Origin of the sequence: Diaphorobacter ruginosibacter (assembly GCF_014395975.1) — a bacterium.
GTDB lineage: Bacteria > Pseudomonadota > Gammaproteobacteria > Burkholderiales > Burkholderiaceae_C > Diaphorobacter_A > Diaphorobacter_A ruginosibacter.
Window position 1 is genome coordinate 2155199 of sequence record NZ_CP060714.1, and the last position, 23639, is coordinate 2178837.

Below are 23639 nucleotides of genomic sequence, written 5' to 3' on the forward strand. Positions count from 1 at the left end.
CACCGTTCTCATCCGTACGTTCTGCTTCTATCTTCAACATGACTGCTCAAGACGCGGCGGGGGCCGCTACCGGACAGCGCAGCGCCTTGAGCCTGGTGCTTCGGCCCATCCAGGGCCGCCTGGTCTTCGCCACCATACTGGCGGCAACGGGAACCATGCTCGCGCTGGTTCCGCTCGCCGGCATTGCGCATGTGGCGCGGCTGGCATGGGAGCATGCCGATACTCCCATGCACCCAGGCTCGATCTTCCGGGGCGCCCTGGTCAGTTTGTTGGCGGGCGTGCTGCTCATGCTTGCCGGAGAACTGCTGGCGCACATGGCCGACAACCGCCTCACGCGCGATCTGCGGATCGAGGCCGCGCGCCGGCTGGCGCAGGTTCCCCTGGGCTGGTTCGGTGCGCGCGCTTCGGGCGAGGTCAAGCAGGCGCTGCAGGACGACATGGCCACCTTGCACGCCTTGAGCGCGCATTTCTGCACCGCGGCTGGCAGGGCGGTGGGGGCGATCGCGTTCTGCGCGCTCTATCTGTATGCCTCCGACTGGCGCATGGCGGCCATTGCGTCGGTGCCGTTCGTCGGGTTCTTTCTTTTCCTGCGCCATGCCATGCGCGCCAGCGGCGCGAACATGCAGGACTTCGTGGCGCGGATGGGCCGCATCAACAGCGCTGCCGTCGAATTCACCACCGGCGTTCCCGTGCTCAAGACGTTTGGCGGCACGCGCCGCGTGCATGCCGGCTACACGGCGGCGGTCGACGGATTCGCGCAGGCATTCACCGAGTTCACGCGGCCGCTCGTGGCATCCATGGCCCACGCACATGCCATGATCGCGCCGGTGACCGTGCTGGGCGTGGTGCTGGCGAGCGGCGGCCTGTTCATCGCGTGGGGCTGGATTACGCCCCTCGATGTGCTGCCCTTCGCCCTCTTGGCACCTGGGGCCTGCGCACCCGTACTGCTGCTGCACACACTGCTGCATGACCTGCAGGCGGCGCATGGAGCGGCGCAGCGGGTGCGTGCGCTGCTCGGGATACCCCTGCTGGATCAGGCCGTGCCGGACAGGCGCCAAAGGCCCGATGGCCATGCCATTCGATTCGAGGACGTGAGCTTCGAATACGGTACGGGGCATCGTGCACTGTCGGGCATCAGCTTCGCGTTGGAGCCCGGTACGGTCACCGCCCTGGTGGGCCCTTCGGGTGCGGGCAAGTCGACGCTGGCGCGCATGCTTCTGCGATTTTCCGATCCGACGGGCGGACGGGTCCTGCTCGGTGGCGTGGATCTGCGCAACATCGACAGCGCGGAGCTGTACCGGCATGTCGGCTTTGTGCTGCAGGACGTGCGGCTGATCCGTGCCTCGGTGTTCGACAACATCGCGCTCGGCCGTCCCTCTGCGAGCCCGCAGGAGGTGGAGCGCGCCGCGCGCGCGGCCCATATCCACGAACGGATCCTCGCGCTGCCGCGTGGCTATGACTCGGTGGTCGGTGAGGATGCGCTGTTCTCCGGAGGCGAAATGCAACGTGTGAGCATCGCTCGCGCCGTGCTGCTCGATGCGCCCGTGCTGGTGCTGGACGAGGCGACCGCCTCGGCGGATGCCGAGAGCGAGGCGGCGATCCAGGACGCGCTCTCGCGCTTTGCCCGAGGCCGGACCGTGCTGGTCATCGCGCACCGGCTCGACAGCGTGATGCATGCCGACCGCATCCTGGTGCTTGACGGTGGGGAGATCGTGGAGCAGGGCCGCCATGCCGGCTTGCTGGCACGCGGCGGTCTCTATGCCCGGCTGTGGCGGCAGGGGCGCTATGACGAGCTCGTCGCGAGCGACACAGGCGTGGAGGGATCGCCATCATGCTGAGTACGTTTGCACTTCTGCTGGGCGACGACATGCGCCTGCTTCGCCGCTATGGCTTCCTGGCGGTCATCTACGGGCTGCTTTGCGGGGGCGTCATCGCCCTGCTGGTTCCCGTGCTCACGCATCTGCTCGCGGGGCAGGTGGACGCGGCGATCGCCTGGGTGCTCGCATTGCTGGCAGGCGTGGCGGCATCGTGGCTTTTGCGCCGCCATGTCGAGCGGGCAGGGGTGCGTGTGGGCGTTGCCGTTCTGCAGAGTGGCCGCCATCGTCTCGGTGAGCGGGTTGCGCGCTTGCCGGTGGGATGGTTCACGCCACAGAACACCGCGCGTGTCGGCCATGTGGTGACAGACGGGATGATGGGCATCGCCCAGTTGCCAGCCCATGTGTTCACTCCCGTGATCTGCGGCGTGGTGACTCCGCTGGTGGTGATCGCGCTGTTGTTTGCGCAGCGCGGATCGCTCGGATGGATCGCTCTGCTGTCCTTGCCGGTGCTGGCGAGCGTCTTTGTGCTCACGTCCTGGATCGCGCGGCGGACCGATGCGGCCTTCCAGCGCGATTTCGCGGAGGCAAGCCAGCGCCTGGTGGAGTTTGCACAGGCGCAGTCGGTGCTGCGGGCGTTCGGCGGCGAGGGCGGCAGCACCCGATTCGTGGAGCAGGCCGTGGAGCGGCAGGGGCGCTCCGGCCTGCGCCTGATCGTGCTCTCGTCGTTGTCCGCGGTATTCAACGTCTGGGCCGTGCAGTGCGTGTTCGCGGCACTGCTGATGGTGTCCGCGGCATGGCTTGGCGACGTGCTGGACATGGGAGTTGCCGCGGGGGATCTCTCCGCGGTGCTGGTGTCCATGCTGCTCGTGATCCGGTTCGTGGAGCCCTTGCTGGAGGTGGCAGGCTACGCGGAGGTGCTGCGCGGCGCGGGCGGCCAGCTTCGTGCGGTGCGGGCGCTGTTCGAGGTGCAGCCCTTGCCCGAGGGGCATTCCGCGAAGCAGCCGGCGGACGCCGGCGTCGAACTGCGCGATGTGCATTTCCGCTATGACGCGGACGCGCCGGAAGTCCTCTGCGGCGTGAGCCTGCACGTCAAACCCGGCAGCATGACCGCGCTGATCGGTGCGTCGGGATCGGGCAAGACGACCCTGGTGCGTTTGATGGCCCGGTTCTTCGATGTGAGTGCCGGCGCTGTCCTGATGGGCGGCGTGGATGTGCGGGACATGCGCGAGGAGGATCTGGCCGCACAGGTGAGCCAGATCTTCCAGGACAATTTCCTGTTCGCGGGAAGCATCGCCGACAACATTCGCATGGGACGGCCCGATGCGAGCGATGACGCCTTCATGCAGGCGGTGCAGCAGTCCGGCGTGGCGGAGATCATCGGGCGGCTGCCGCAGGGACTGGATACACCTGTCGGCGAGGGCGGAGCCCGCCTGTCGGGCGGGGAGCGGCAGCGCATTGCCATTGCGCGGGCACTGATCAAGGATGCTCCGATCCTGCTGGTGGATGAAGCGACGGCATCGCTCGACGCCGCCAACCAGGCCGTGATCGCACAGACCCTGGTGCGTCTGCGCGGACGGCGCACGGTGATCGTGATCGCGCACCAGCTCTCGACGGTGGCCATGGCGGACCAGATCGTCGTGCTGGAGGCGGGGCGCGTGCTCGAACAGGGATCGCCCGGGCAGTTGCTTGCCGGGCAGGGACGCTATGCGGAGTTTCTCAACCAGCGCGCCGCGGCCAGAGGCTGGCGCATTGCTGGCGCGACTGCGGCAGGAGGTTCGCTCTGATGCGTGCGCGCTGGTTGGGATGTTTTGCACTGCTGTGTGCCGTCTCGCTGTGCGTGGGCGCGGGCCGGATGCCGTGGCAGCAGCTCGCTACCTTCTCGGGAGACGCCTGGCTCACACTGACGGCCAGCCGCCTGCCGCGTCTCGCGGCCCTGGTGATGACCGGGGCGGGGCTCTCGGTGTGCGGAGTGATCCTGCAGCACATCGTGCGCAACAAGTTCGTGGAGCCCGGTACCACGGGCGGCCTGGATGCGGCCAAGCTCGGCATCCTGGTGTCGCTCGTCGCGCTGCCGGCGGCCGGCACGGCGGGCCGGATGCTGTTCGCGCTGGTGTTCTGCCTGCTGGCGAGCCTGCTCTACGTCGCCATCATCCGCCGCATCCAGTTCCGCAACACGGTGCTGGTGCCGGTGGTCGGGTTGATGTATGGAAGTGTGCTGAGCGCCCTGGCCGAGTTCTACGCCTATCGGCACAACATCCTGCAGAGCATGCAGGGATGGCTGCTGGGCGACTTCTCGCGCATTGTTCAAGGCCGCTACGAAATCCTCTACATCATCTTGCCCGTGGTGCTGCTGGCCTATGTGTATGCGCACCGCTTCACGGTGCTTGGCATGGGCGAGGAGGTGGCTTCCAACCTGGGGCTCGGCTATGGGGCGACGGCAGCGGTGGGGCTGCTGCTGGTGGCGGTGACAGTGTCCGCCACCGTCATCGCCGTGGGCGCGATCCCGTTCGTCGGGCTCGTGGTGCCGCAATGGGTGGCCATGCGCCGGGGCGACAACCTCCACCGGACGCTGCCCCTGGTGGCGTTGGGTGGAGCATCCCTGCTGCTGGCGTGCGACATCGTCGGCCGGCTGCTGATCCATCCCTTCGAGGTGCCGATCGGGTTGACGGCCGGTGCGGTGGGCGGGGTGGCCTTCCTGGGCATGGTCCTGCGGAGGGCGCGGTGATGCCGGCGCTATCACTTGCACGCCGGCCGTGGATGCTGGCATCGGCCATCGGCCTGCTTGCCGCGGTGTTTGTCTTCGCGGGCGCGGGAATGGACTTTGACTACGTGATCCCCAAGCGCCTGCAACGCCTTGCGGGCATGGGCCTCGGGGGCATCTGCGTTGCGTTGTCCTCGATGCTGTTCCAGACGCTTGTGGGCAACCGCATATTGACGCCCGCGGTCATGGGCTACGAGGCGGTTTTCCTGCTGTGGCAGGCGCTGCTTCTCCTGCTGCTCGGCACGCACGGGCTCGCATCGCTGGGCTCGGGCGGAGGCTTTGCGGTGTCCGTGGCCCTCATGCTGGGCTACTCCTGGGTTCTGCAGCAGTGGCTGATGCGCAGGGGCGGGAACGACATCTACCTGATGCTGCTGGTCGGTCTGGTGCTCACGATGGTGATGGGCACGTTCACCCAGTTCGTGCAACTGAGCATCAGCCCGGGGGAGTTTGCCGTGCTGCAGGGCGTGGGGCAGACCTCCTTCCAGCGCGTTCGCCCCGAGACGCTGGCCTGGGCATCGCTGGGCGTGCTGGCCGCCACGGCCGTGGTGTACAGGACGCTTCCCGTGCTGGACGTGATGGCGCTGGGACGCGATCCCTCCATCTCCCTGGGAGTGCCGCACGACCGGTATCTGCGGCTGTACCTGGCGCTCATCGCCGTTCTGGTCGCCGTGTCCACCAGTCTCATCGGGCCCGCTGCATTCATGGGGATCTTCGTGGCCAACATCGTCCACGCATGGGCGCCCCGCGCACGGCATCGCACGAGCCTGCCCCTGGGGTGCGGTGTCGCCGTGGGCATCTTTCTCGTCGCTCAACTCCTGGTCGAGCATGTCTTCCACTACAGAACCACCGTCACCATTCTCGTCAACCTGGTGTGTGGTGCGTACTTCCTCGCGCTCATCCTGCGCAACCGGAGCCCGGCATGATCACCGTGAGCCAACTTCACAAGCGATACGGAGGCAGGGCGGTGCTGCGCGGCGTGGATGCCGAGTTTCCCGTTGGCGGCGTCACGTCGCTGATCGGCCCCAATGGAGCGGGAAAGTCCACGTTGCTCATGGCGATGGCCCGGCTGCTGGAGCCCAGCAGCGGCGAGATACGGCTGCAGGGCCGTGGCGTCGGCGGCATTCCCATCGCCGAATATGCCCTGCGTGTTGCCACGCTGCGCCAGTCGCCGGGGTTCAACATGCGGCTGACCGTGGAGGAGCTTGTCGCCTTCGGACGTTTTCCTCACAGCCGTGGCGCGATGACGGCGGAGGATCATCGCGCGGTCGATGATGCGATCGATTTCCTGTCGCTGCGGGAACTGCGCCACGCGTACGTGGACGAAATCAGCGGCGGCCAGCGCCAGATGGCCTTTCTGGCCATGACCGTGGCGCAGCAGACCGACGTGCTGCTGCTGGACGAGCCGCTCAACAACCTCGACATGAAGCATGCCGTTCAGATCATGCGCGCGCTGCGCCGCCTGTGCGACGAGCACGGGCGCACGGTGATCCTGGTGATCCACGACATCAACTTCGCCGCGAACTATTCCGACCACATCGTGGCGCTCAAGGATGGCGCGCTGCGCTTCAGCGGCCCGGCCACGGAGGTGGTGACCGAGGAACGCCTGCGCGATCTCTACGAGATCGACTTCGAAATCACCCGCAGCGCGAGCGGCTGCATTTGCAACTATTTTCTATAGAGGGAATGTGACGGCCATGCTTTCATCACGCAGAAACTTCATGCTATCGACGGCCGGTGCGGCAGCGCTGCCCACCCTGTCCCTGCTGCCCGGCACGTCCCATGCCTATGCACCCGTCACGGTGCAGCACAGGATGGGAACCACGGTCATCAGGAAGCGTCCGCAGCGCGTGGCCGCGCTCGATATGAACGAGGTGGACATGCTGGACCTGCTGGGCGTGCCGATCGCCGGCATGGTGAAGGACTTTGTTCCGCACTTTCTGTCGCGCTACCGGAATGACGCGGCCGTGCAGGACCTGGGAGCCATTGTCCAGCCTCACCTGGAGCGCGTGCACGCCCTGCGGCCCGATCTCATCCTGATGACGCCGCTGCAGGCGAACCACTACCAGGAGCTCAGCGAGATCGCGCCGACGCTGCACTACGACGTGGATTTCAAGAACAGCGAGAAAGGCCATCTCGAGGTCGTCAAGAGCCACCTGCTCACGCTGGGGCGCATCTTCGAGAAGGAGGCGGTGGCAAGGCAGCGGGTCGCGGAGCTGGATGCCAGGGTGCAACTGGTGCGCAGAGCGGCAGAGGGCCGTCCCGACAGGGCGCTGATCGTGCTGCACAACAACGGTGCCTTCAGCTCCTTCGGAGTGCGCTCGCGCTACGGCTTCGTCTTCAGTGCCCTGGGGGTGAAGCCCGCCAGCGAGGCCGTTGAGACCAGCCTGCACGGCCAGCCGATCTCAAGCGAGTTCATCCAGCAGGCGAACCCCGACATCCTGTATGTCGTCGACCGCACCGCCGTCATGGAGCGCAGGCCCGTGATCGACATGCAGGGGCTGGCAAATCCGCTGCTGCGCCAGACCAGGGCATGGAAGAGCGGCCGGGTCGTCTTTGCCGATGCCGACGCCTGGTACACGACGGCCGCCAGCCCGACCTCGCTCAGGCTCCTGATCGACGATGTGCTCAAAGGCTATCCGCGCTGACGCTCCTCGCTTTCATCGCTTGTCCAAACCCTTCGCAGCCAGGTTCCTACCCAGCCAAAAAATCAATCCAGGCGCCCGAGACCCGTGCCCGTCTCACGCGCCCATTCAAAGGAATCCGGTATGTCCGCACTTTCTCATCCACCTTGTTTCACCGTGTCTGCGCAGCCTCCGTTCGCGCTGCGGCGCAGCCTGGCCGCGCGCCGCTCCGTGCTGGGCCTGGCAGCGGGCGGCCTGCTGGCAGCCGCTCCGATGGCACACGCGCAGGCATCGGGCGAGGCGGAGGGGGCCGAGGCCACCTTGCCCGTGGTCACCGTGCGGGAGCAGGCCGGGCCCGTGGCCGTGCCCTATGCGGGAGGGCAGGTCTCCTCGGGCGGCCGCATTGGCCTGCTGGGCGACAAGGATTTCATGGAGACGCCGTTCAACACCATCAGCTACACCGACAAGTTCGTCGAGGACCGGCAGGCACAGACCATCACCGATGTGATCGCCGCCACGGATCCAACGGTGTTCAGCAACGGAGTGTCGGGCGCCTGGAGCGAGAATTACTCGATTCGCGGCTTTTCCTCCAACTCCTACGACATGACGCTGGGCGGTCTGTACGGCATGGCCCCGTACTACCGCACGACACCCGAGATGTTCGAGCGCATCGAGGTTCTGAAGGGCCCCTCGGCCTTGCTCAACGGCATGCCGCCCGGTGGCTCGGTGGGGGGCTCGGTGAACCTCGTTCCCAAGCGGGCAGGCAGCGCTCCCATCACGCGCCTGACCACCACCTATATGTCGGATGCCCAGTTCGGCGGACACATCGACCTGGGGCGGCGCTTCGGCGACAGCCAGCAACTGGGCATCCGTTTCAATGGTGTCTACCGTGATGGTGACGGAGCGGTGGACGGGCAGGAGAAGAAGGCGCAACTGGCCGCGCTCGGCCTCGACTGGCGGGGCGATGGGGTGCGACTGTCAGCCGACCTCTATCACAGCGACGACCGCGTCAACGGTGTGACGCGCGGCATCAACCTGGCGCCGGGCGTCGCCATTCCGCGTGCGCCCAAGGCGGACACCCTGCTGAATCCCGACTGGTCCACGGTCCACAACAAGGACAAGGCGGTCATGGTGCTTGGCGAATTCGACCTGGGCGATCAGGTCATGGCCTATGCTGCGTTGGGCGCAAGCCGTACGGACTACCAGTACAACGGCGCCATGTCCGCACAGGTTCTCAATGCGGCCGGCGACTTCCGTACCAGCATGGGGCAGCTGGCGTTCGAGCAGAAAAAGCAGTCGGCCGAACTGGGGCTCAAGGGCCGCTTGCAGACCGGCGGGATCCGGCATCAGTGGGCGTTGAATGCCACGCACTACGAGCACAAGCAGGACGACTATGGACGCCGCAGCGTCCCGGGTGCGGACTGGACCACCAATATCTACCACCCCGTATGGGGCCCCAAGGCGCCGTTCGCTGCTCCGCACATCGCTCGCACACAGGTTCGGCTTGCGAGCTATGGCGTGGCCGACACGTTGTCGTTTGCGCAAGACCGGGTGCAGCTCACGCTGGGCGTGCGGCGGCAGCAGGTCGTGAGCGACAGCTTCAACGTGGCCAACGGCGCGCGCACTTCGCGGTACGACGAAGGCGCGACGTCGCCGGCGGCTGCGCTGCTTGTCAAGGCGACGGAGCATGTGTCCGTCTACGCCAATTACATCGAGGGGCTGAGCCAGGGCGCCGTGGCGCCGATGACCGCAGCCAATGCGGGGGAGGTCTTCGCGCCCTACAAGAGCAAGCAGAAGGAGGTGGGCATCAAGTTCGATCTGGGCGAGTTTGCGCACACGCTCAGCCTGTTCGAGATCACGCGACCGAGCAGCTACACCGATCCAGTGACCAACGTGTTCTCGATGGGTGGAGAGCAGCGCAACCGAGGCGCCGAGTGGAGCTTCTTCGGTTCTCCCTGGAGAGGTGTGCGCCTGATGGGCGGTGCGGCATTCACCAGCCCCAAGGTGACCCGGTCGACCGTCGCCACCTCGCAAGGCAGGATCGCCACCGGCATTCCCAGGCTGCAGGGGAAACTGGGTGTCGAATGGGATGTCCCCGCCGTGCAGGGCCTGACGCTCACGGGCAACGCCACTGCCGTCTCCAAGCAGTACATCAGTGCGGACAACAGCCTCTGGGTACCGGGACGGGTGACCTACGATATCGGCGCCCGTTATGCCGCCAGGATCGCCGACCATCCGGTCACCTTCCGTGCCACCGTGCTGAACGCGACGAACAAGGCCTACTGGGGCATGCCGCTGCTCTCCAGCCTGGCTTTGGGCGCACCGCGCACGGTGGCCGTATCGGCAACGGTGGACTTCTGACACTTCGTGGCGGAGTGCTAAAGGCCTATCCCACGATCAGCAGCGCGGACAGCAGCCGCACCAGATCCCCCTGCCCAAGCGCCTGGGCGAGACGGGACTCGGCAGCCCGGCAGACAGCCACGGTCCGAAGGAAAGACCCAGCGGGTGCTTCACAAACCGGATAGCCACCGCATCTTTTGTCCAGAAGCCTTGCGTGGCACCAAGCTTTTTCTCCATACCCGCACCCATTGGATAGTCTGCGCGCGGCCTGGACATAGCCTTGCGTCCTCTTCGTTCCACCATGCGTTCCACGCGGCGACCTGCTGCGAAAGAACGACAAGGAGCGGAGACAGGCATGAAGGATTTGCAAGGGAAATGCATCATCGTCACGGGCGGTGCGACGCTGATTGGAGCGGGCGTGGTGCGCGCGCTGCGCGGCTACGGCGCACGGGTCGCGCTGTTTGACATCGATGCCGACAACGGCGCGAAAGTGGCCTCCGAGGATGCGGCAGCCTCGCGCTTCTGGCAGGTGGACATCACCCGGGATGAGCAGCTCGATGCAGCGGTTGCGGATGTGGCAAGGCACTTCGGTCGCATCGACGGGCTAGTGAACCTCGCCGCGACCTATCTCGACGACGGTGCTGCCTCCACGCGCGCCGACTGGCTCAAGGCGCTGGACGTCAACCTGGTCAGTGCCGTGATGGCCGCACGCGCCGTGCTCCCGCATCTCAAGGCAGCTGGCGGCGGGGCCATTGTCAACTTCACCAGCATTTCCTCGAAGGTGGCGCAGACCGGGCGCTGGCTCTACCCGGTCTCCAAGGCCGCTCTGGTGCAGCTCACGCGCAGCATGGCAATGGACTTCGCGGGCGACGGTGTGCGGGTGAACTCGGTGTCCCCGGGCTGGACATGGTCGCGCGTGATGGATGAGCTCACCCAGGGCGACCGCGCGAAGACCGACCGGGTGGCAGCGGATTTCCATCTGCTGCGCCGGGTGGGGGATCCCGGAGAAGTCGCGGATGTGGTGGCGTTCCTGCTCTCCGGCCATGCGTCGTTCGTGACCGGGGCCGACTACGCGGTGGATGGCGGTTACTCCGCCATGGGCCCCGAGCAGGCCCACCCCGCGATTCCCTTGCTGGCGCAGTGACCCGGCCGGTTCTTGCACTTTCAAAAATCATTCAGGAGACATCTATGCGCAGCGTTGCAATCGTCGGTGGCGGCCAGGCGGGCCTGCCCGTGGCCTTCGGGCTTCTTGACAAGGGTTATCAGGTGACGGTGGTGACCAACCGAACACCTGATGAGATTCGTGCGGGCAAGGTCACGTCGAGCCAGTGCATGTTTGCGCCGTCGCTCGATGTGGAGCGTGCACTGGGCATCAATGACTGGGAAAACACCTGCCCACCCGTGGAGGGCATCGGCTTCGCCGTTCCGCATCCGGAGCAGGCCGGGGCCAAGGTCATCGACTGGAGCGCACGGCTGGATCGTCCTGCACAGTCCGTCGACCAGCGCCTGAAGATGCCCGTCTGGCTGGAGCAGGTCGAGGCGCGCGGCGGCCAAGTGATGATCATGGACGCGGGCATCGCTGAACTGGAGGCGCTGGCGGACACGCACGACCTCGTGATCCTCGCGGCAGGCAAGGGCGAGGTGGTGCGGCTTTTCGAACGCGATGCCGCGCGATCGCCGTTCGACAAGCCGCAGCGCGCACTGGCGCTGACCTACGTGCACGGTCTCAGGCCGACGCCGGAGTACTCGCGCGTGTCCTTCAACCTGGTGCCCGGGGTGGGCGAGTACTTTGTCTTTCCGGCGCTGACCTTCTCCGGTCCCTGCGACATCATGGTCTTCGAAGGGGTTCCAGGCGGCCCGCTCGATTGCTGGAAGAGCGCGACGACACCAGCCGAGCATCTGGCCGTCAGCAAGCGCTTTCTCGACACCTACCTGCCGTGGGAGGGAGATCGGGCGCGCAACGTCGAACTGACGGACGACAGGGGCGTGCTTGCCGGTGCATTCGCACCCACCGTGCGCAAGCCCGTGCTCACGCTGCCCTCGGGGCGCCTGGTGTTCGGCCTGGGGGATGCGGTGGTCACCAACGATCCCATCACGGGCCAGGGATCGAACAACGCGGCCAAGGCGGCGAAGGTCTACCTGGGCGCGATTCTCGAGCGCGGCGAGCAGGCCTACACGCGCGAGTGGATGGAGCAGACCTTCGAGTGCTACTGGGACTACGCCAGGTGGGTGGTGCGCTGGACCAACTCGCTGCTCACGCCTCCACCGCCGCACGTGCTGCAGTTGCTGGGCGCGGCGGGGCAACTGCCGACGCTGGCCTCCACGATTGCCAATGGCTTCAACCATCCCCCCAACTATTTCCCGGCCTGGGACGACGCGGCTGCCGCCGCGAGGCTGATTGCCGAGCATCAGCAGTCCATGCCGGTTGCGGCCTGAGGAGTGCCCATGTCTGCCTGCGCTGCCATGGATGAAGACCGCCACGTGGGTGGCAACCTTGGTTCACTCAGCCCGCCATGGGGGAGTGACGACCTCGCGCCGCACACCCTGCGCAAGCTCCTGGGAAGCTATCCAACAGGAGTCGCCATCGTCACCACGTCGGCGTCCGACGGCCGCCCCGTGGGGCTGACGATCAATTCGTTTGCGTCGCTTTCGCTGGATCCGCCGCTGGTGCTGTGGAGCCTGGTGAACCATTCACCCAGCCTTGCCGTATTCCGCGATTGCGCGCACTTTGCCATTCACGTGTTGCCGCGAGAGCATGAGGAACTGGCCCGGCGCTTTGCCAACCCCGCGGTCGTCGACAAGTTCGCGGAGCTGGATCTGCACATCACGCCCGAGGGCGTGCCCGTGCTGCACGGCGCCGTGACTACCCTGGTGTGTGCCAACGATCACAGCCGGCACGCGGGCGACCACCTGCTGATGGTGGGGCGCGTGGTGCGCACCTCCAGCACACCCGGCGTGCCCCTGGTGTTCCACGCCGGCAGGTTCACCAGCCTGCATGCGGTGCAAGCCGCACCCGACAAGCATTCCTGAGCGAGACAACAACATGCACGACAACAACGCATCTGCTTCCGTTCTTTCCGCGCTCGCCCTGAGGCTGGCAAGCGGGAGCGTCCGGGTGATCGACCTGACCCAGACGCTCTCACCATCGTTTCCGGCGCTTCAGTTGCCACCGCAGTTCGGCCAGGTCCAGGGGTTCAAGATCGAACGCATCTCGCACTACGACGAGGCCGGGCCTGGCTGGTACTGGAACAATTTCTCGTGCGGGGAGCATACGGGCACGCACTTCGATGCCCCGGTGCACTGGATTACCGGCCGCGACCATCCGGCCAACAGCGTCGATACCATCGCGCCGCAGAATTTCATTGCTCCTGCCGTCGTGGTCGATGCGTCGGCAGAGGTTGCAAAGAACCCGGACTGGCTGCTGACCGTGGCCTACCTGGAGGCGTGGGAGCAGCGCCATGGCCGGATTCCATCGGGCGCCTGGGTGCTGTTCCGCACCGACTGGTCGCTCAAGGCCGATGACGCCGCTGCCTTTCTCAACCTGCGCGAGGATGGAGCGCACACCCCCGGCCCGACACAGGAGGCGGTGGAGTGGATGATCGGCCAGCGCCAGGTGCATGGCTTTGGCGTGGAAACCATCAACACCGATGCCGGCCAGTCCTATGCGTGGCCCGTGGCGTATCCCTGCCATACCCTGATGCACGGCGCGAACCGCTTCGGCCTGCAGTGCCTGAAGAATCTGGATCAACTGCCGCCCCAGGGCGCCATGATCGTCAGTGCACCACTCAAGATCGAAGGCGGCTCGGGCAGCCCGCTGCGCGTGCTGGCGCTGGTGGAGTAGGCCGATGGCGGCAGACACGCAAATCATCTTCGTCGGCAGCGGCATCAATTCGCTGGTGGGCGCGGCCTTGCTGGCGCTGCGCGGCAAGCGGGTGCTGGTGTTGGAGCGCAATGATCGATTGGGAGGCTGCATTCGCACGGAGGAGCTGTTTCCGGGCTATCACCACGAAGTGATGTCCTCCTGGTATCCGCTGTTCACGGGCAGTCCCGGCTATGCGGAACTCAAGCCGGCGCTCGAGCGCGCGGGACTGGAGTTCCTGCTTCCCGAGTACACGACGGGCCTGGTCTGGCCCGATGGGCGCGGGCTGGCGCTCAAGCGCGATCTGGATGACGCCGCCTTGAGGCTCGATGCCATCGCACCGGGCGACGGAGCCGCCTTGCAGACCGTGGCGGGCGAGCTGTTCGGGCGTGATGCCGCGTTGACCTTCGGGCTGCTCGGAGGGGACCCGTACGGATGGCCGATGCTCAAGCTGCTGTGGTCCGAATGGCGCAAGCGCGGCACCGATGGCATGCTGGCCTATGCGGGCAGCGCCATGGAGAGCTTCAGGCGCTGGTCGCACGGCAGGCTGCAGTCGGATACCGCGCGCGCGGTCATGGCGCCGTGGACGCTGCACTCCGGACTCGGCCCGGATGACGCCACGTCCGCGCTGATCGGCAAGCTCACCTTTGCCGCGGTGGTGAGTGGCGGGATGCCGGTCGTCAAGGGCGGGGGCAGCCAACTGGTCAAGGCCCTGGCGAGCGTCATCGAAGGGCAGGGCGGGCAACTCCTCTGCAATGCGCAGGTCGACCATATCGATACCGAGGGCATGGGCAAGCGCGAGCGCGCAACGGGCGTTCGCACGGCGGATGGCAGGCGCTTCGCGGCAAGCGAGTCGGTGGTCTGCAGCGTCGCGCCGAAGCAGCTTTATGCGCGCCTGCTCAACAACATGCCGCAGGAGGTCCGCTCACGTGCGCAGCAGTTCAGCTACGGCCGAGGCGACATGCAGATCCACTTCGCGCTCGATGCGCCTCCGGCCTGGCTGGAACCCGAACTTCTGCACGTGCCGCTGGTGCACCTGACGGAAGGCATGGAGCAGGTCTGCGAATCCGTCACCAGCGCGAACAACGGCCTGCTGCCCGCGAGGCCGACCCTTGGCATCGGGCAACCCACGGTAGCGGATGTATCGAGGGCGCCGCAGGGCGGGTGGATTCTGTGGATCCAGATGCAGGAGTTGCCCACGCGCCTGCGGGGCGATGCGGCGGGCGAGATCAGCGTGCCGGCGGACGGCCGATGGACCAGCGAGGTGCGCGAGGCGTTCGCGGATCGGGTGCAGGCGCGGCTGGAGCGCGTCATGCCGGGGCTGGGCGAGCGCATCGTCGGGCGCAAGGCCTATTCGCCCGCGGATCTCGAAGCGCTCAACTGCAACCTCGTTGGGGGCGACCCCTACGCGGGCGTGTGCTCGCCGGACCAGTTCTTCTGGCTGCGGCCGTTTGCCGGAAGCCATGGCGCACGTGGCCATCGCACGCCGGTGGCCAACGTCTTCCACATCGGCGCAAGCACGCATCCCGGGCCGGGCCTGGGAGCCGGATCCGGATACCGCGTGGCGCAGATGCTTGCTTAGCACCCCGCGCCCAATCCATGCGTCAACGGATGGAACGGGCGGAGCCAGGAGATTGACGAGACAGGGCAGATCAACCAACGAGAACTTGAAAAGAAGGAGACAAGACCGTGAACAAGACAATCCGTTTCCAACGCAAACGATCGCTCATGGGCGCTCTGTGCCTTGCGGGCGCGATCGGGGCCAGCCCGGGCGTGCATGCCACCGAAGGCGGAGGCCTGGGCATCTATCCCGATGGGCTGGAGAACTATTTCGTGGGTGCACTGCCTCCGCCCGGCGTGCACTTCCTGCTCTACGGCGGCGCGATGCGCTACGACAAGCTGCGAGGCAACAGCGGGCAGTCGCTGCTGAGCGACTTCAAGGTGGACGTGAACGTGCTCGCCCCGCGCCTGGTCTGGGTGACGAACCAGACCGTGGCCGGCGGCCAGCTTGCGTTCCATGCCATTGCCCCGCTGCTGGACGTGAAGTTCCGCGCCAACGGTGCAACCTTCAAGAGCTCGGGCCTCGGCGACCTCACGCTGGGCGCGGCGCTGGGGTACCACCATTCGCCGTCGCTGCATCAGGTGGTGGGACTGGATATCTATGCACCCACGGGCGACTACAGCACAAAGGATCCTTCCAGCCTCGGCAAGAACTACTGGACCTTCCAGCCCGTCTGGGCCATCACCTACATGCAGCCGCAAGGGTTCAACGCCGACCTGAAGCTCATGTACGACATCAACCGTCGCAACAGCGACACCGATACACGTTCGGGTCAGGCCATCCATGCCGACTACGCGGCAGGCTGGGGCTTCGGGAACGGCTGGGTTGCCGGCGTGGGCGGCCACGTGTTCCAGCAGGTGCAGGATGACCGCGGGCCTGCCAGTGCCATGGGCAAGGCGCGGGCAGTCGCCATCGGCCCCTCGATCCGCTATGCCAACGAAAAGGGCGTGCTCGTCACGTTGAAGTGGCAAAAGGAATTCAACGTACGCAACCGTCCCGAAGGACAGCAGCTGTTCGTGAAGGCAACGATACCGTTCTAGCCCGAACCGGCGCGAGCCATCCCATGCGAGTGACGACAAGCTTGCGCCCCGGATCGCAGGGTCTGGGGCGCTTTTTTGGGGACCGTGGGTCGGGAATCGGCGCGCCGGTTGGGGGCGGGGGAGGTGTCAGCGCCTGCGCAGCGTCTGGCTGGGAGATTCTCCATAGCGCTGCTTGTACTCGCTGCTGAAGCGCCCGAGGTGTGCAAAACCCCATCGCAGGGCCACGGCCGCCACATTGCTGGTTTCGCTGCCCAGCAGTTCGCTGCGCGCACGCTCCATGCGCAGGTCACGGAGATACTGCATCGGGCTGATTCCGAGGAAATCCTTGAAGCCGGAGTAGAGGCTTCGCAAGCTCACGCCCGCCACGTCGGCCAGTTGTTCCACGGAAAGCGGTTCGTGCGCATGGGTCTGCATGAAGTCCTGCGCGCGCCGCACATGGCGGGGCAGAACGGTTCCACAGCGCGCTGGGGCTGTTTCGCTGTGGTTGTGGCGGTGCGAGGTCAGCAGTATCAGCGTGACGAGCTGCTCGATCTGGGAAACCAGCAACTTGTTCTGCGAGAGATCCGCATGGTGCGTTGTGCAATCGAGCAGATACGACATGAGGCAGCGCCAGGGGGCATTGTCCTGCCAGTGAAGGCCCAGCTCGAACCGCAGCGGCTGCTTGAGCGGATGGCCCAGGTAGCTCGCCAGCGAGCGCTCGACCTGCGAGCGGGTGATGCGGATCATCAGCTGATCGGCGTCGGCGCTCCAGTGCATGCGGGTTTCGTCATCCGGGCTCAGCACGGAGGCCACGCTCTGGTTGGAGTGCACATGCTGGCCGCCGCAATCGATCTGCGCATACCCGGTCAGCGGCATCTGGACCAGGAAGAAGCTTTCCAGGGGGCCGGGCTCGATGTCCACCGAGGCACCATAGCGCAGGCGGCTCAGGCACACGTCGCCCAGACTGGCGTGGTACATGCGTGCGTCCAGGCGCTCGCTGCTGCCCGTGGTGCGATTGAGCTGGTGCGGCTTCATCACGCGGCCCACCATGGAGCGGGTCTCGTCCACGTCCGCAGAGGCGAAGAGCAGCCGGTTGGGCGCGCTGGAGAAACGCTCCACGGCCAGCGGCGCAAACGGCAGGCTTGCGGCGGAGGCGATCGATGTCATCGTGGAAAGCATGGCATGTTCCTTTTTCAGGGAATCACTGATCGTCAGGGTACCTGGACGAGTTCGATGCCGGTTGCGCGGGTGGCGGGAGCATGATTTTTCATGCATTGGAGCGTCTTTCGGGCGCGGTCCGGCGATTCCCTGTTTTCCGCGGAATCGTAAATCGGAGAGCGGAATGCGATCACAAGGAAAACCCGAGCTTTGGCAGCGCGCTGACTTTTGAATGGCAAAAGTGAAGGTGCAGCCCACGTGGCGTATCCATTTCACGCAGTGCCTGTCCGGAAAGTGCGAAAACCCTGAATGCATGATTAATCATGTATTGACGCCATGATCGGCCTGCCGGAGAGTCTTGGACATACACAGAACGCACCCGGACAAGAGAACCGCGGTGCGACAAACCCGGAGACAGACATGGCGGAACGATCATTTGTGCACGAAGTGCAGAAGCTGCGCATGGGGGCAGGAGAGGTCTTCGCGGGCGAGGGTATCCTTGCCGTGACCAAGGCGCTTCTGGAGTCGGGCGTCGCCTACGTCGCCGGTTACCAGGGCTCGCCCATATCGCACCTGATGGACGTGCTTTCGGATGCCCAGGACATTCTGGCGGAGTACGGCATCCGCTTTGAAAACAGCGCGAGCGAGGCGACCGCGGCGGCGACGCTGGCGGCGTCCGTCAACTATCCGCTGCGCGGCGCGATCACGTTCAAGGCGACGGTGGGCACGAATGTGGCATCCGACGCACTGGCCAACCTCGCCTCCGGCGGCGTCACGGGCGGCGCGCTGGTCATCGTGGGCGAGGACTACGGCGAGGGTTCCTCCATCATGCAGGAACGCAGCCACGCGTTTGCGATGAAGTCGCAGATGTGGCTGCTGGACCCCCGGCCCAACCTGCCGAGCATCGTGCAGGCGGTGAAGGACGGCTTCGAGCTGTCGGAGGCAAGCCACACGCCGGTCATGCTGCAGATGCGCATCCGTTCCTGCCACCTCCATGGCCGTTTTGTGGCCAGTGACAACCGGCGTAGCGCGTTCACCGTGAAGGATGCACTGGAAAACCCGGTGCGCGACGTGAACCGCATCGTGCTGCCGCCGGCGAGCTTCCTGCATGAACGCGAAAAGGTGCAGCAGCGCTGGCCCGCCGCGGTGCGATTCATCGAGGAGCGGCGGCTCAACGAGTTCTTTTCCGAGGACGCGGCGGACGTGGGCATTGCGCTGCAGGGCGGAACATACAACACGGTCATCCGTGCACTGCAGAAGCTGGGCCTTGCCAATGTCCATGGCGACTCGCGGATTCCCCTGTACGTGATGAATGTGACCTATCCGCTTGTTGACGCCGAGTTCGAGCGTTTTTGCCGCGGCAGGCGCGCCGTGCTTGTCGTGGAGGAGGGGCAGCCCAACTTCATCGAGCAGAACGTCGCCGCGATATTGCGCCAATGCGGGCTGGCCACGGAACTCCACGGCAAGGACGTGCTGCCCCTGGCGGGCGACTACAACACGGCCACGGTGCTCGCGGGCGTGCGCTCGTTCCTGGAGCGCTACGGCCTGGTGCAGGCCGCGCCACGGCGGGTGATTCCGCTGGTTCCGGCCGTGGCCGGGGCAGGACAGGCAGGGGTGCAGGGCCAGGCAGAAACGAAGGCCGCGCTCGATGCGCTGGTTCACGCGCGTCCTCCGGGGCTGTGCACCGGCTGTCCGGAGCGGCCCATCTTCACGGCGGTGAAGCTGGTGGAGCGTGAACTGGGCGCGCTGCATTTCAGTGCGGACATCGGCTGCCACCTGTTTTCCATCCTGCCCCCGTTCAACCTGGGCAACACCACGATGGGCTATGGCTTGGGAAGCGCGGCGGCTGCCGCATTCAATGTGCCGCCGGGAAGCGCGCCAGCGGCCAAGCGGGCGATCGCGGTCATGGGGGACGGCGGCTTCTGGCACAACGGGCTGACCAGCGGCATCGCCAACTCCGTGTTCAATCGCAGCGACAACCTGACCATCATCGTCGACAACAACTACAGCTCGGCAACGGGAGGGCAGGACATTCCGTCATCGCGTGCAGACAATCCCACGCGCAGCACGGGCCATCAAATCGAACAGGCGGTTCGCGGCGTGGGCGTGACGTGGGTGAAGACCCTGCGCCGCACCTACGATCTCAAGGCCATGACGGGTGCGTTGCGCGAGGCGCTGACCACGAGCACGTCCGGCCCGAAGGTGCTGGTGGCTCAGAGCGAATGCATGCTCAATCGCCAGCGCCGCGAGAAGAAGCTGGTCCGCACGGCACTGGAGGCTGGCGAGCGGGTGGTTCGCGAGCGCTTTGGCGTCGATCCCGATACCTGCACAGGGGACCACTCCTGCATCCGGCTGTCGGGCTGTCCGTCGCTGTCGGTGCGCACGAATCCCGACCCATTGCGCCAGGACCCGGTCGCAACCGTCATCGACAGTTGCGTCGGTTGTGGCACCTGCGGCGAGGTGGCGCACGCCGCCGTGCTGTGTCCGTCCTTCTACCGTTCGCAGATCGTGAGCCATCCCACGCGCTGGGAACGGCTGCGCGAGCGGCTGCGCCGCGGCGTGATCGGCTGGCTGCAGCGTGCAGATGCCCGCCGGCGCGACAAATGGGCGGTCCTGTAATGGCCGGGGCAACAGATTCACGGAGCAGTTTCAACATGCTGGATGCGGAACCGATCAAGATCGCGATTCTCGCCATGGGCGGCGAGGGTGGCGGCGTGCTGGCCGACTGGGTGGTCGACCTGGGCGAGAGCAATGGCTATTTTGCGCAGACGACCTCGGTACCCGGGGTGGCGCAGCGCACGGGCGCGACGATCTATTACGTGGAGCTGTTTCCCGGCGCCGATCTGCCGGGTGCGCGGGCACCCGTGCTGGCGCAGGTGCCCATGCCGGGAGACGTCGACATCGTGATGGCATCGGAACTCATGGAGGCCGGCAGGGCCGTGCAGCGTGGCTTCGTGACGGCCGATCGCACCACGCTCATCACCTCCACGCATCGGGTCTACTCGATAGCCGAGAAGATGGCCATGGGCGACGGCCGGGTCGACGGCGACCAGTTGCTGGGCGAGTCACGGAAGGCGGCCAGGCGTTGCATCAGTTTCGACATGGCGGCCGTCGCGGCGGACAGCGCAAGCGTCATCAGCGCGGTGCTGTTCGGCGCGCTGTGCGGGGCGGAGGTCCTGCCCTTCAATCGCCAGCAGTTCGAGCACACCATCGAGCGTGGCGGGGTGGGCGTCAAGAGCAGCCTCAAGGCCTTCGCTTCGGGTGTCGAACGGGCACGCGCCGATCCGGTGACCACGTTGGCCTCCGATGCGCCCGGCCTGCGCGACGCCGCTGCCGCACAGGCCCGGCACCCCGAGGTCGCCCGGCTGCTGGCCCACGCGCAGCGGTTCGAGAAGAGCGTTGCCGATACGGCGGTGGAAGGCATTCGGCGGCTGATCGACTATCAGGACGTGGCGTACGCGAGGCTCTATCTCGAACGGCTCGATGCCTTGGCGGCCGCGAAGGGCGTGGATCACCTGCTGCTGTCGGAGACCGCGCGCCATCTCGCGCTGTGGATGTCGTACGAGGACGTCATCCGGGTGGCCGACCTCAAGACACGCGCCAGCCGGTTTGAACGTGTGGAAGGGGAGGCCAGCGTGCAGTCCGGGCAGGTCCTGCAGATAGACGAGTTCATGCATCCGCGCCTGGAGGAAATCTGTGAAACCCTGCCCGCCGGACTGGGGCGCTGGCTGGCGAGGCCCCATGCGGTGAACCGCATCGCGGCACGCCTGACGCGTGAAGGCCGTGTGGTACGCACCAGTTCCGTTCGTGGCTTCATGCTGCTCTATCTGCTCGCGCGGTGGCGCCGGGGCAGGCGTTCCACGCTCCGGTTCGAACTGGAGAACCGGCGCATCGAAACCTGGCTCGCGCGCTTGTGCAATCTTGCCGGCATCGACCCCGCGCTCGCGCTGGAGACGGCGCGCTGCCAACGCCTCGTCAAGGGCTATGGCGACACGCACGCGCGTGGCCTTGGCAACTACGAGTGCCTGATGGCGGTGGTGGATCGCCATGCCCATAGGCTTGCACCGGCCAGCCTGAAGGCCTTGCGTGAGGCGGCCCTGGCCGATGAGCACGGCCATCGCCTGCAGGCGCTGATTGCGCAGTGGGCGCTGGGTGCTCCCGCCGCAAACTGAGCCCGAGCCGCGTATGCATGGCAATGTGATGCCCGACGACCCCACGCTAGAATCCGCCAAGGATCGAGAGATGGATGAGGTGGCTCGCGGCATGGCAAAAACCAAGGCGTTTGTTGATGACTATCTGCCCGCATTGCTGGGCCAGGCCTGGTATCTGGTCTCCACCGAGTTCCACGAGATCGTGGAGCAGCAAGGCCTGTCGGTGCTTGAGTGGCGCGTGCTCTCCACACTTGCGAGCCATGGCTCCATGGCCATCTCGGAGCTCGCGCAGACCACGGTGAGCAAGCAGCCCACGGTGACGCGCCTGGTCCTGCGTCTGGAAGCGCAGGGGCATATCGAGCGCACCACCAGCCTGGACGATCGTCGCTTCACGCTGGTTCGCGTCACGCGCAGTGGACGGCGCCTGGTCTCGGGCCTCATGGAGAAGGCGGAACAGCATGAGCGCGATGTGCTCAAACCCCTGGATCCCCACAAAGTGGCGGTACTGAAGGAACTGCTGCACGAGCTCATCGCCAGGCACACCCGTACGGGAGGACGTACGGCGTCCTGATGATCGCCGGAGCATCCCGGCTCCTGGCGATCATCGACCCGCGATCAGACCTTGAAGTTGTCCAGCACGGCACCCGAGCTGGCGCTGGAGGCATTGAACGCGAACTTGGCCTGTACGCCGCGTGTATAGCGCGGAGCAGGAGCCTTCCAGGCTGCGCGGCGCTTGGCGAGTTCTTCCTCGGGCACATTGAGCTGCAGCCGCAGCTGATGCGCATCGATGGTGATGGAGTCGCCTTCGTGCACCATGGCGATGTTGCCTCCTGCCGCTGCTTCTGGCGCGACGTGGCCGACCACCATCCCCCAGGTGCCGCCCGAGAAGCGGCCGTCGGTGATGAGCCCGACGCTTTCGCCCAGGCCTGCTCCGATCAGCGCGCCGGTCGGTGCCAGCATCTCGGGCATGCCGGGGCCGCCCTTGGGGCCCAGGTATCGCAGCACCATCACGTCACCCGCCTTGATCTTGCCGTCGAGGATGGCGGCCAGCGCCGACTGCTCGTCGTCGAACACCCGTGCCGGGCCGGTGATGACCGGGTTCTTGAGGCCCGTGATCTTGGCCACGGCGCCTTCGGGGCTCAGGTTGCCCTTCAGGATGGCGAGGTGGCCCTGCTTGTAGAGCGCCTTGTCGATGGGACGGATCACCTCCGGGTTGGGCGGCACATCGGGCACATCGGCCAGGGTTTCTGCAATGGTCTTGCCGGTGATGGTGACGCAGTCGCCGTGCAGCAGGCCCGCATTGAGCAGCAGCTTCATCACTTGCGGGATACCGCCTGCGTTGTGCAGGTCCACGGCCAGGTACTTGCCGCTTGGCTTGAGGTCGCAGAGCACGGGCACCTTCTTGCGGATGCGTTCGAAGTCATCGATCGACCACTCCACCTCGGCCGCGTGCGCGATGGCGAGGAAGTGCAGCACCGCATTGGTCGATCCGCCCGTGGCCATGATCACGGATACGGCGTTCTCGATGGCCTTGCGCGTCACGATGTCGCGGGGCTTGAGGTCCTTGCGAATCGCCTCGATCAGTACCTTGGCCGACTCCTTGGCCGAGTTGGCCTTCTCATCGTGCGGATTGGCCATGGTGGAGGAGTAGGGCAGGCTCATGCCCAATGCCTCGAATGCGCTCGACATGGTGTTGGCCGTGTACATGCCGCCGCAGGAGCCGGTTCCGGGAATGGCGTGCTGCTCGATGTCCTTGAGCTCCTGGTCGCTGATCTTGCCCGCGGCGTTCTCGCCCACGGCCTCGAACACGCTGACGATGTTCAGGTCGCGGCCTTTCCATTTGCCGGGCAGGATGGTTCCGCCGTAGACGTAGATCGCCGGTACGTTGGCACGCAGCATGCCCATCATGCCGCCCGGCATGTTCTTGTCGCAGCCACCGACCACCAGCACGCCATCCATCCATTGGCCGCCGACACAGGTCTCGATGCAATCCGAGATCACCTCGCGGCTGACCAGCGAATATTTCATGCCCTCCGTGCCCATCGACATGCCGTCCGAGATGGTGGGTGTGCCGAACACCTGTGCGTTGCCGCCGGCTTCCTCGATGCCGGCGATGGCGGCATCGGCCAGCTTCTGCAGGCCGGAGTTGCACGGAGTGATGGTGCTGTGGCCGTTCGCAACCCCGACCATCGGCTTCTTGAAGTCTTCTTCCTTGTAGCCCATCCCGTAGTACATGGAACGGTTGGCGGCCCGGGCCTTGCCTTCGGTGATGTTCGCGCTGCGGCGGTTGATCTGGATTGTCTTGGTGTCCATGGCGTGTCTCTCGTTGTGGGGAAAACGGTATCCAGTATG

The 23639-nt window shown here is 66.0% G+C and carries 18 protein-coding genes; 16 read left to right on the top strand and 2 right to left on the bottom strand.

From position 1 onward, the window contains the following. Positions 1 to 38 precede the first annotated feature (38 nt). From H9K76_RS09800 to H9K76_RS09860, 13 genes are all read left to right on the top strand, one after another. Entirely contained in the window at positions 39 to 1838 is a 1800-nt protein-coding gene (locus tag H9K76_RS09800; RefSeq protein WP_187599933.1) for an ABC transporter ATP-binding protein, read from the top strand. Beyond that, positions 1832 to 3601, top strand: coding sequence for an ABC transporter ATP-binding protein (locus H9K76_RS09805; protein ID WP_187599935.1), 1770 nt, complete (start codon positions 1832 to 1834; stop codon positions 3599 to 3601). The genes H9K76_RS09800 and H9K76_RS09805 overlap by 7 nt, the downstream gene beginning before the upstream one ends. Then, positions 3601 to 4542 (top strand): ABC transporter permease, encoded by a 942-nt coding sequence (locus H9K76_RS09810; protein WP_187599937.1) that lies wholly within the window; start codon positions 3601 to 3603, stop codon positions 4540 to 4542. Before H9K76_RS09805 ends, H9K76_RS09810 begins: the two co-directional genes overlap by 1 nt. Continuing rightward, on the top strand, positions 4542 to 5501 hold the full coding sequence (locus H9K76_RS09815) for an iron chelate uptake ABC transporter family permease subunit (protein ID WP_246475432.1): 960 nt from the start codon (positions 4542 to 4544) through the stop codon (positions 5499 to 5501). The genes H9K76_RS09810 and H9K76_RS09815 overlap by 1 nt, the downstream gene beginning before the upstream one ends. Beyond that, the gene (locus H9K76_RS09820) at positions 5498 to 6256 is read left to right on the top strand and encodes an iron ABC transporter ATP-binding protein (protein WP_187599939.1); all 759 of its coding nucleotides are present in this window, start codon (positions 5498 to 5500) and stop codon (positions 6254 to 6256) included. Before H9K76_RS09815 ends, H9K76_RS09820 begins: the two co-directional genes overlap by 4 nt. A 40-nt stretch (positions 6257 to 6296) precedes the next feature. After that, positions 6297 to 7223: a siderophore ABC transporter substrate-binding protein gene (locus H9K76_RS09825; protein WP_425489687.1), complete on the top strand. Its 927-nt coding sequence runs from the start codon at positions 6297 to 6299 to the stop codon at positions 7221 to 7223. Between the two features lie 120 nt (positions 7224 to 7343). After that, a complete protein-coding gene (locus H9K76_RS09830; protein ID WP_187599943.1) occupies positions 7344 to 9560 on the top strand; it encodes a TonB-dependent receptor in 2217 nt (738 codons plus the stop codon). A gap of 334 nt (positions 9561 to 9894) precedes the next feature. Further along, positions 9895 to 10683 carry an SDR family oxidoreductase gene (locus H9K76_RS09835; protein ID WP_187599945.1) on the top strand — a complete coding sequence of 263 codons (789 nt, stop codon included), beginning with the start codon at positions 9895 to 9897 and terminating at the stop codon, positions 10681 to 10683. 44 nt (positions 10684 to 10727) lie between these two features. Continuing rightward, positions 10728 to 11975, top strand: coding sequence for a styrene monooxygenase/indole monooxygenase family protein (locus H9K76_RS09840; RefSeq protein ID WP_187599946.1), 1248 nt, complete (start codon positions 10728 to 10730; stop codon positions 11973 to 11975). A gap of 27 nt (positions 11976 to 12002) precedes the next feature. Beyond that, positions 12003 to 12569 (top strand): flavin reductase family protein, encoded by a 567-nt coding sequence (locus H9K76_RS09845; protein WP_187600566.1) that lies wholly within the window; start codon positions 12003 to 12005, stop codon positions 12567 to 12569. Between the two features lie 13 nt (positions 12570 to 12582). Then, on the top strand, positions 12583 to 13380 hold the full coding sequence (locus H9K76_RS09850; RefSeq protein WP_187599948.1) for a cyclase family protein: 798 nt from the start codon (positions 12583 to 12585) through the stop codon (positions 13378 to 13380). A gap of 4 nt (positions 13381 to 13384) precedes the next feature. After that, positions 13385 to 14980: a phytoene desaturase family protein gene (locus H9K76_RS09855; RefSeq protein ID WP_187599950.1), complete on the top strand. Its 1596-nt coding sequence runs from the start codon at positions 13385 to 13387 to the stop codon at positions 14978 to 14980. A 146-nt stretch (positions 14981 to 15126) separates the two neighbouring features. Beyond that, on the top strand, positions 15127 to 15999 hold the full coding sequence (locus tag H9K76_RS09860) for a SphA family protein (protein ID WP_187600567.1): 873 nt from the start codon (positions 15127 to 15129) through the stop codon (positions 15997 to 15999). A 126-nt stretch (positions 16000 to 16125) separates the two neighbouring features. On the opposite strand, the gene H9K76_RS09865 is transcribed toward H9K76_RS09860, so the two are convergent. Further along, entirely contained in the window at positions 16126 to 17157 is a 1032-nt protein-coding gene (locus H9K76_RS09865) for an AraC family transcriptional regulator (protein WP_187599952.1), read from the bottom strand. A gap of 399 nt (positions 17158 to 17556) precedes the next feature. Between H9K76_RS09865 and H9K76_RS09870 the strand changes: the two genes are divergently transcribed. The 3 genes from H9K76_RS09870 to H9K76_RS09880 all read left to right on the top strand — a co-directional run bounded on the left by H9K76_RS09870 (position 17557) and on the right by H9K76_RS09880 (position 21858). Beyond that, entirely contained in the window at positions 17557 to 19755 is a 2199-nt protein-coding gene (locus H9K76_RS09870; protein ID WP_187599954.1) for a thiamine pyrophosphate-dependent enzyme, read from the top strand. A 35-nt stretch (positions 19756 to 19790) separates the two neighbouring features. Further along, entirely contained in the window at positions 19791 to 21308 is a 1518-nt protein-coding gene (locus H9K76_RS09875; protein ID WP_246475433.1) for an indolepyruvate oxidoreductase subunit beta family protein, read from the top strand. 91 nt (positions 21309 to 21399) lie between these two features. Then, on the top strand, positions 21400 to 21858 hold the full coding sequence (locus H9K76_RS09880; protein WP_187599956.1) for a MarR family winged helix-turn-helix transcriptional regulator: 459 nt from the start codon (positions 21400 to 21402) through the stop codon (positions 21856 to 21858). Between the two features lie 44 nt (positions 21859 to 21902). Here the strand turns inward: H9K76_RS09880 and ilvD are convergent, their stop codons facing one another. Beyond that, complete coding sequence (ilvD, locus tag H9K76_RS09885) at positions 21903 to 23600, bottom strand: dihydroxy-acid dehydratase (RefSeq protein ID WP_187599958.1); 1698 nt, start codon at positions 23598 to 23600, stop codon at positions 21903 to 21905. Between the last annotated feature and the right edge of the window lie 39 nt (positions 23601 to 23639).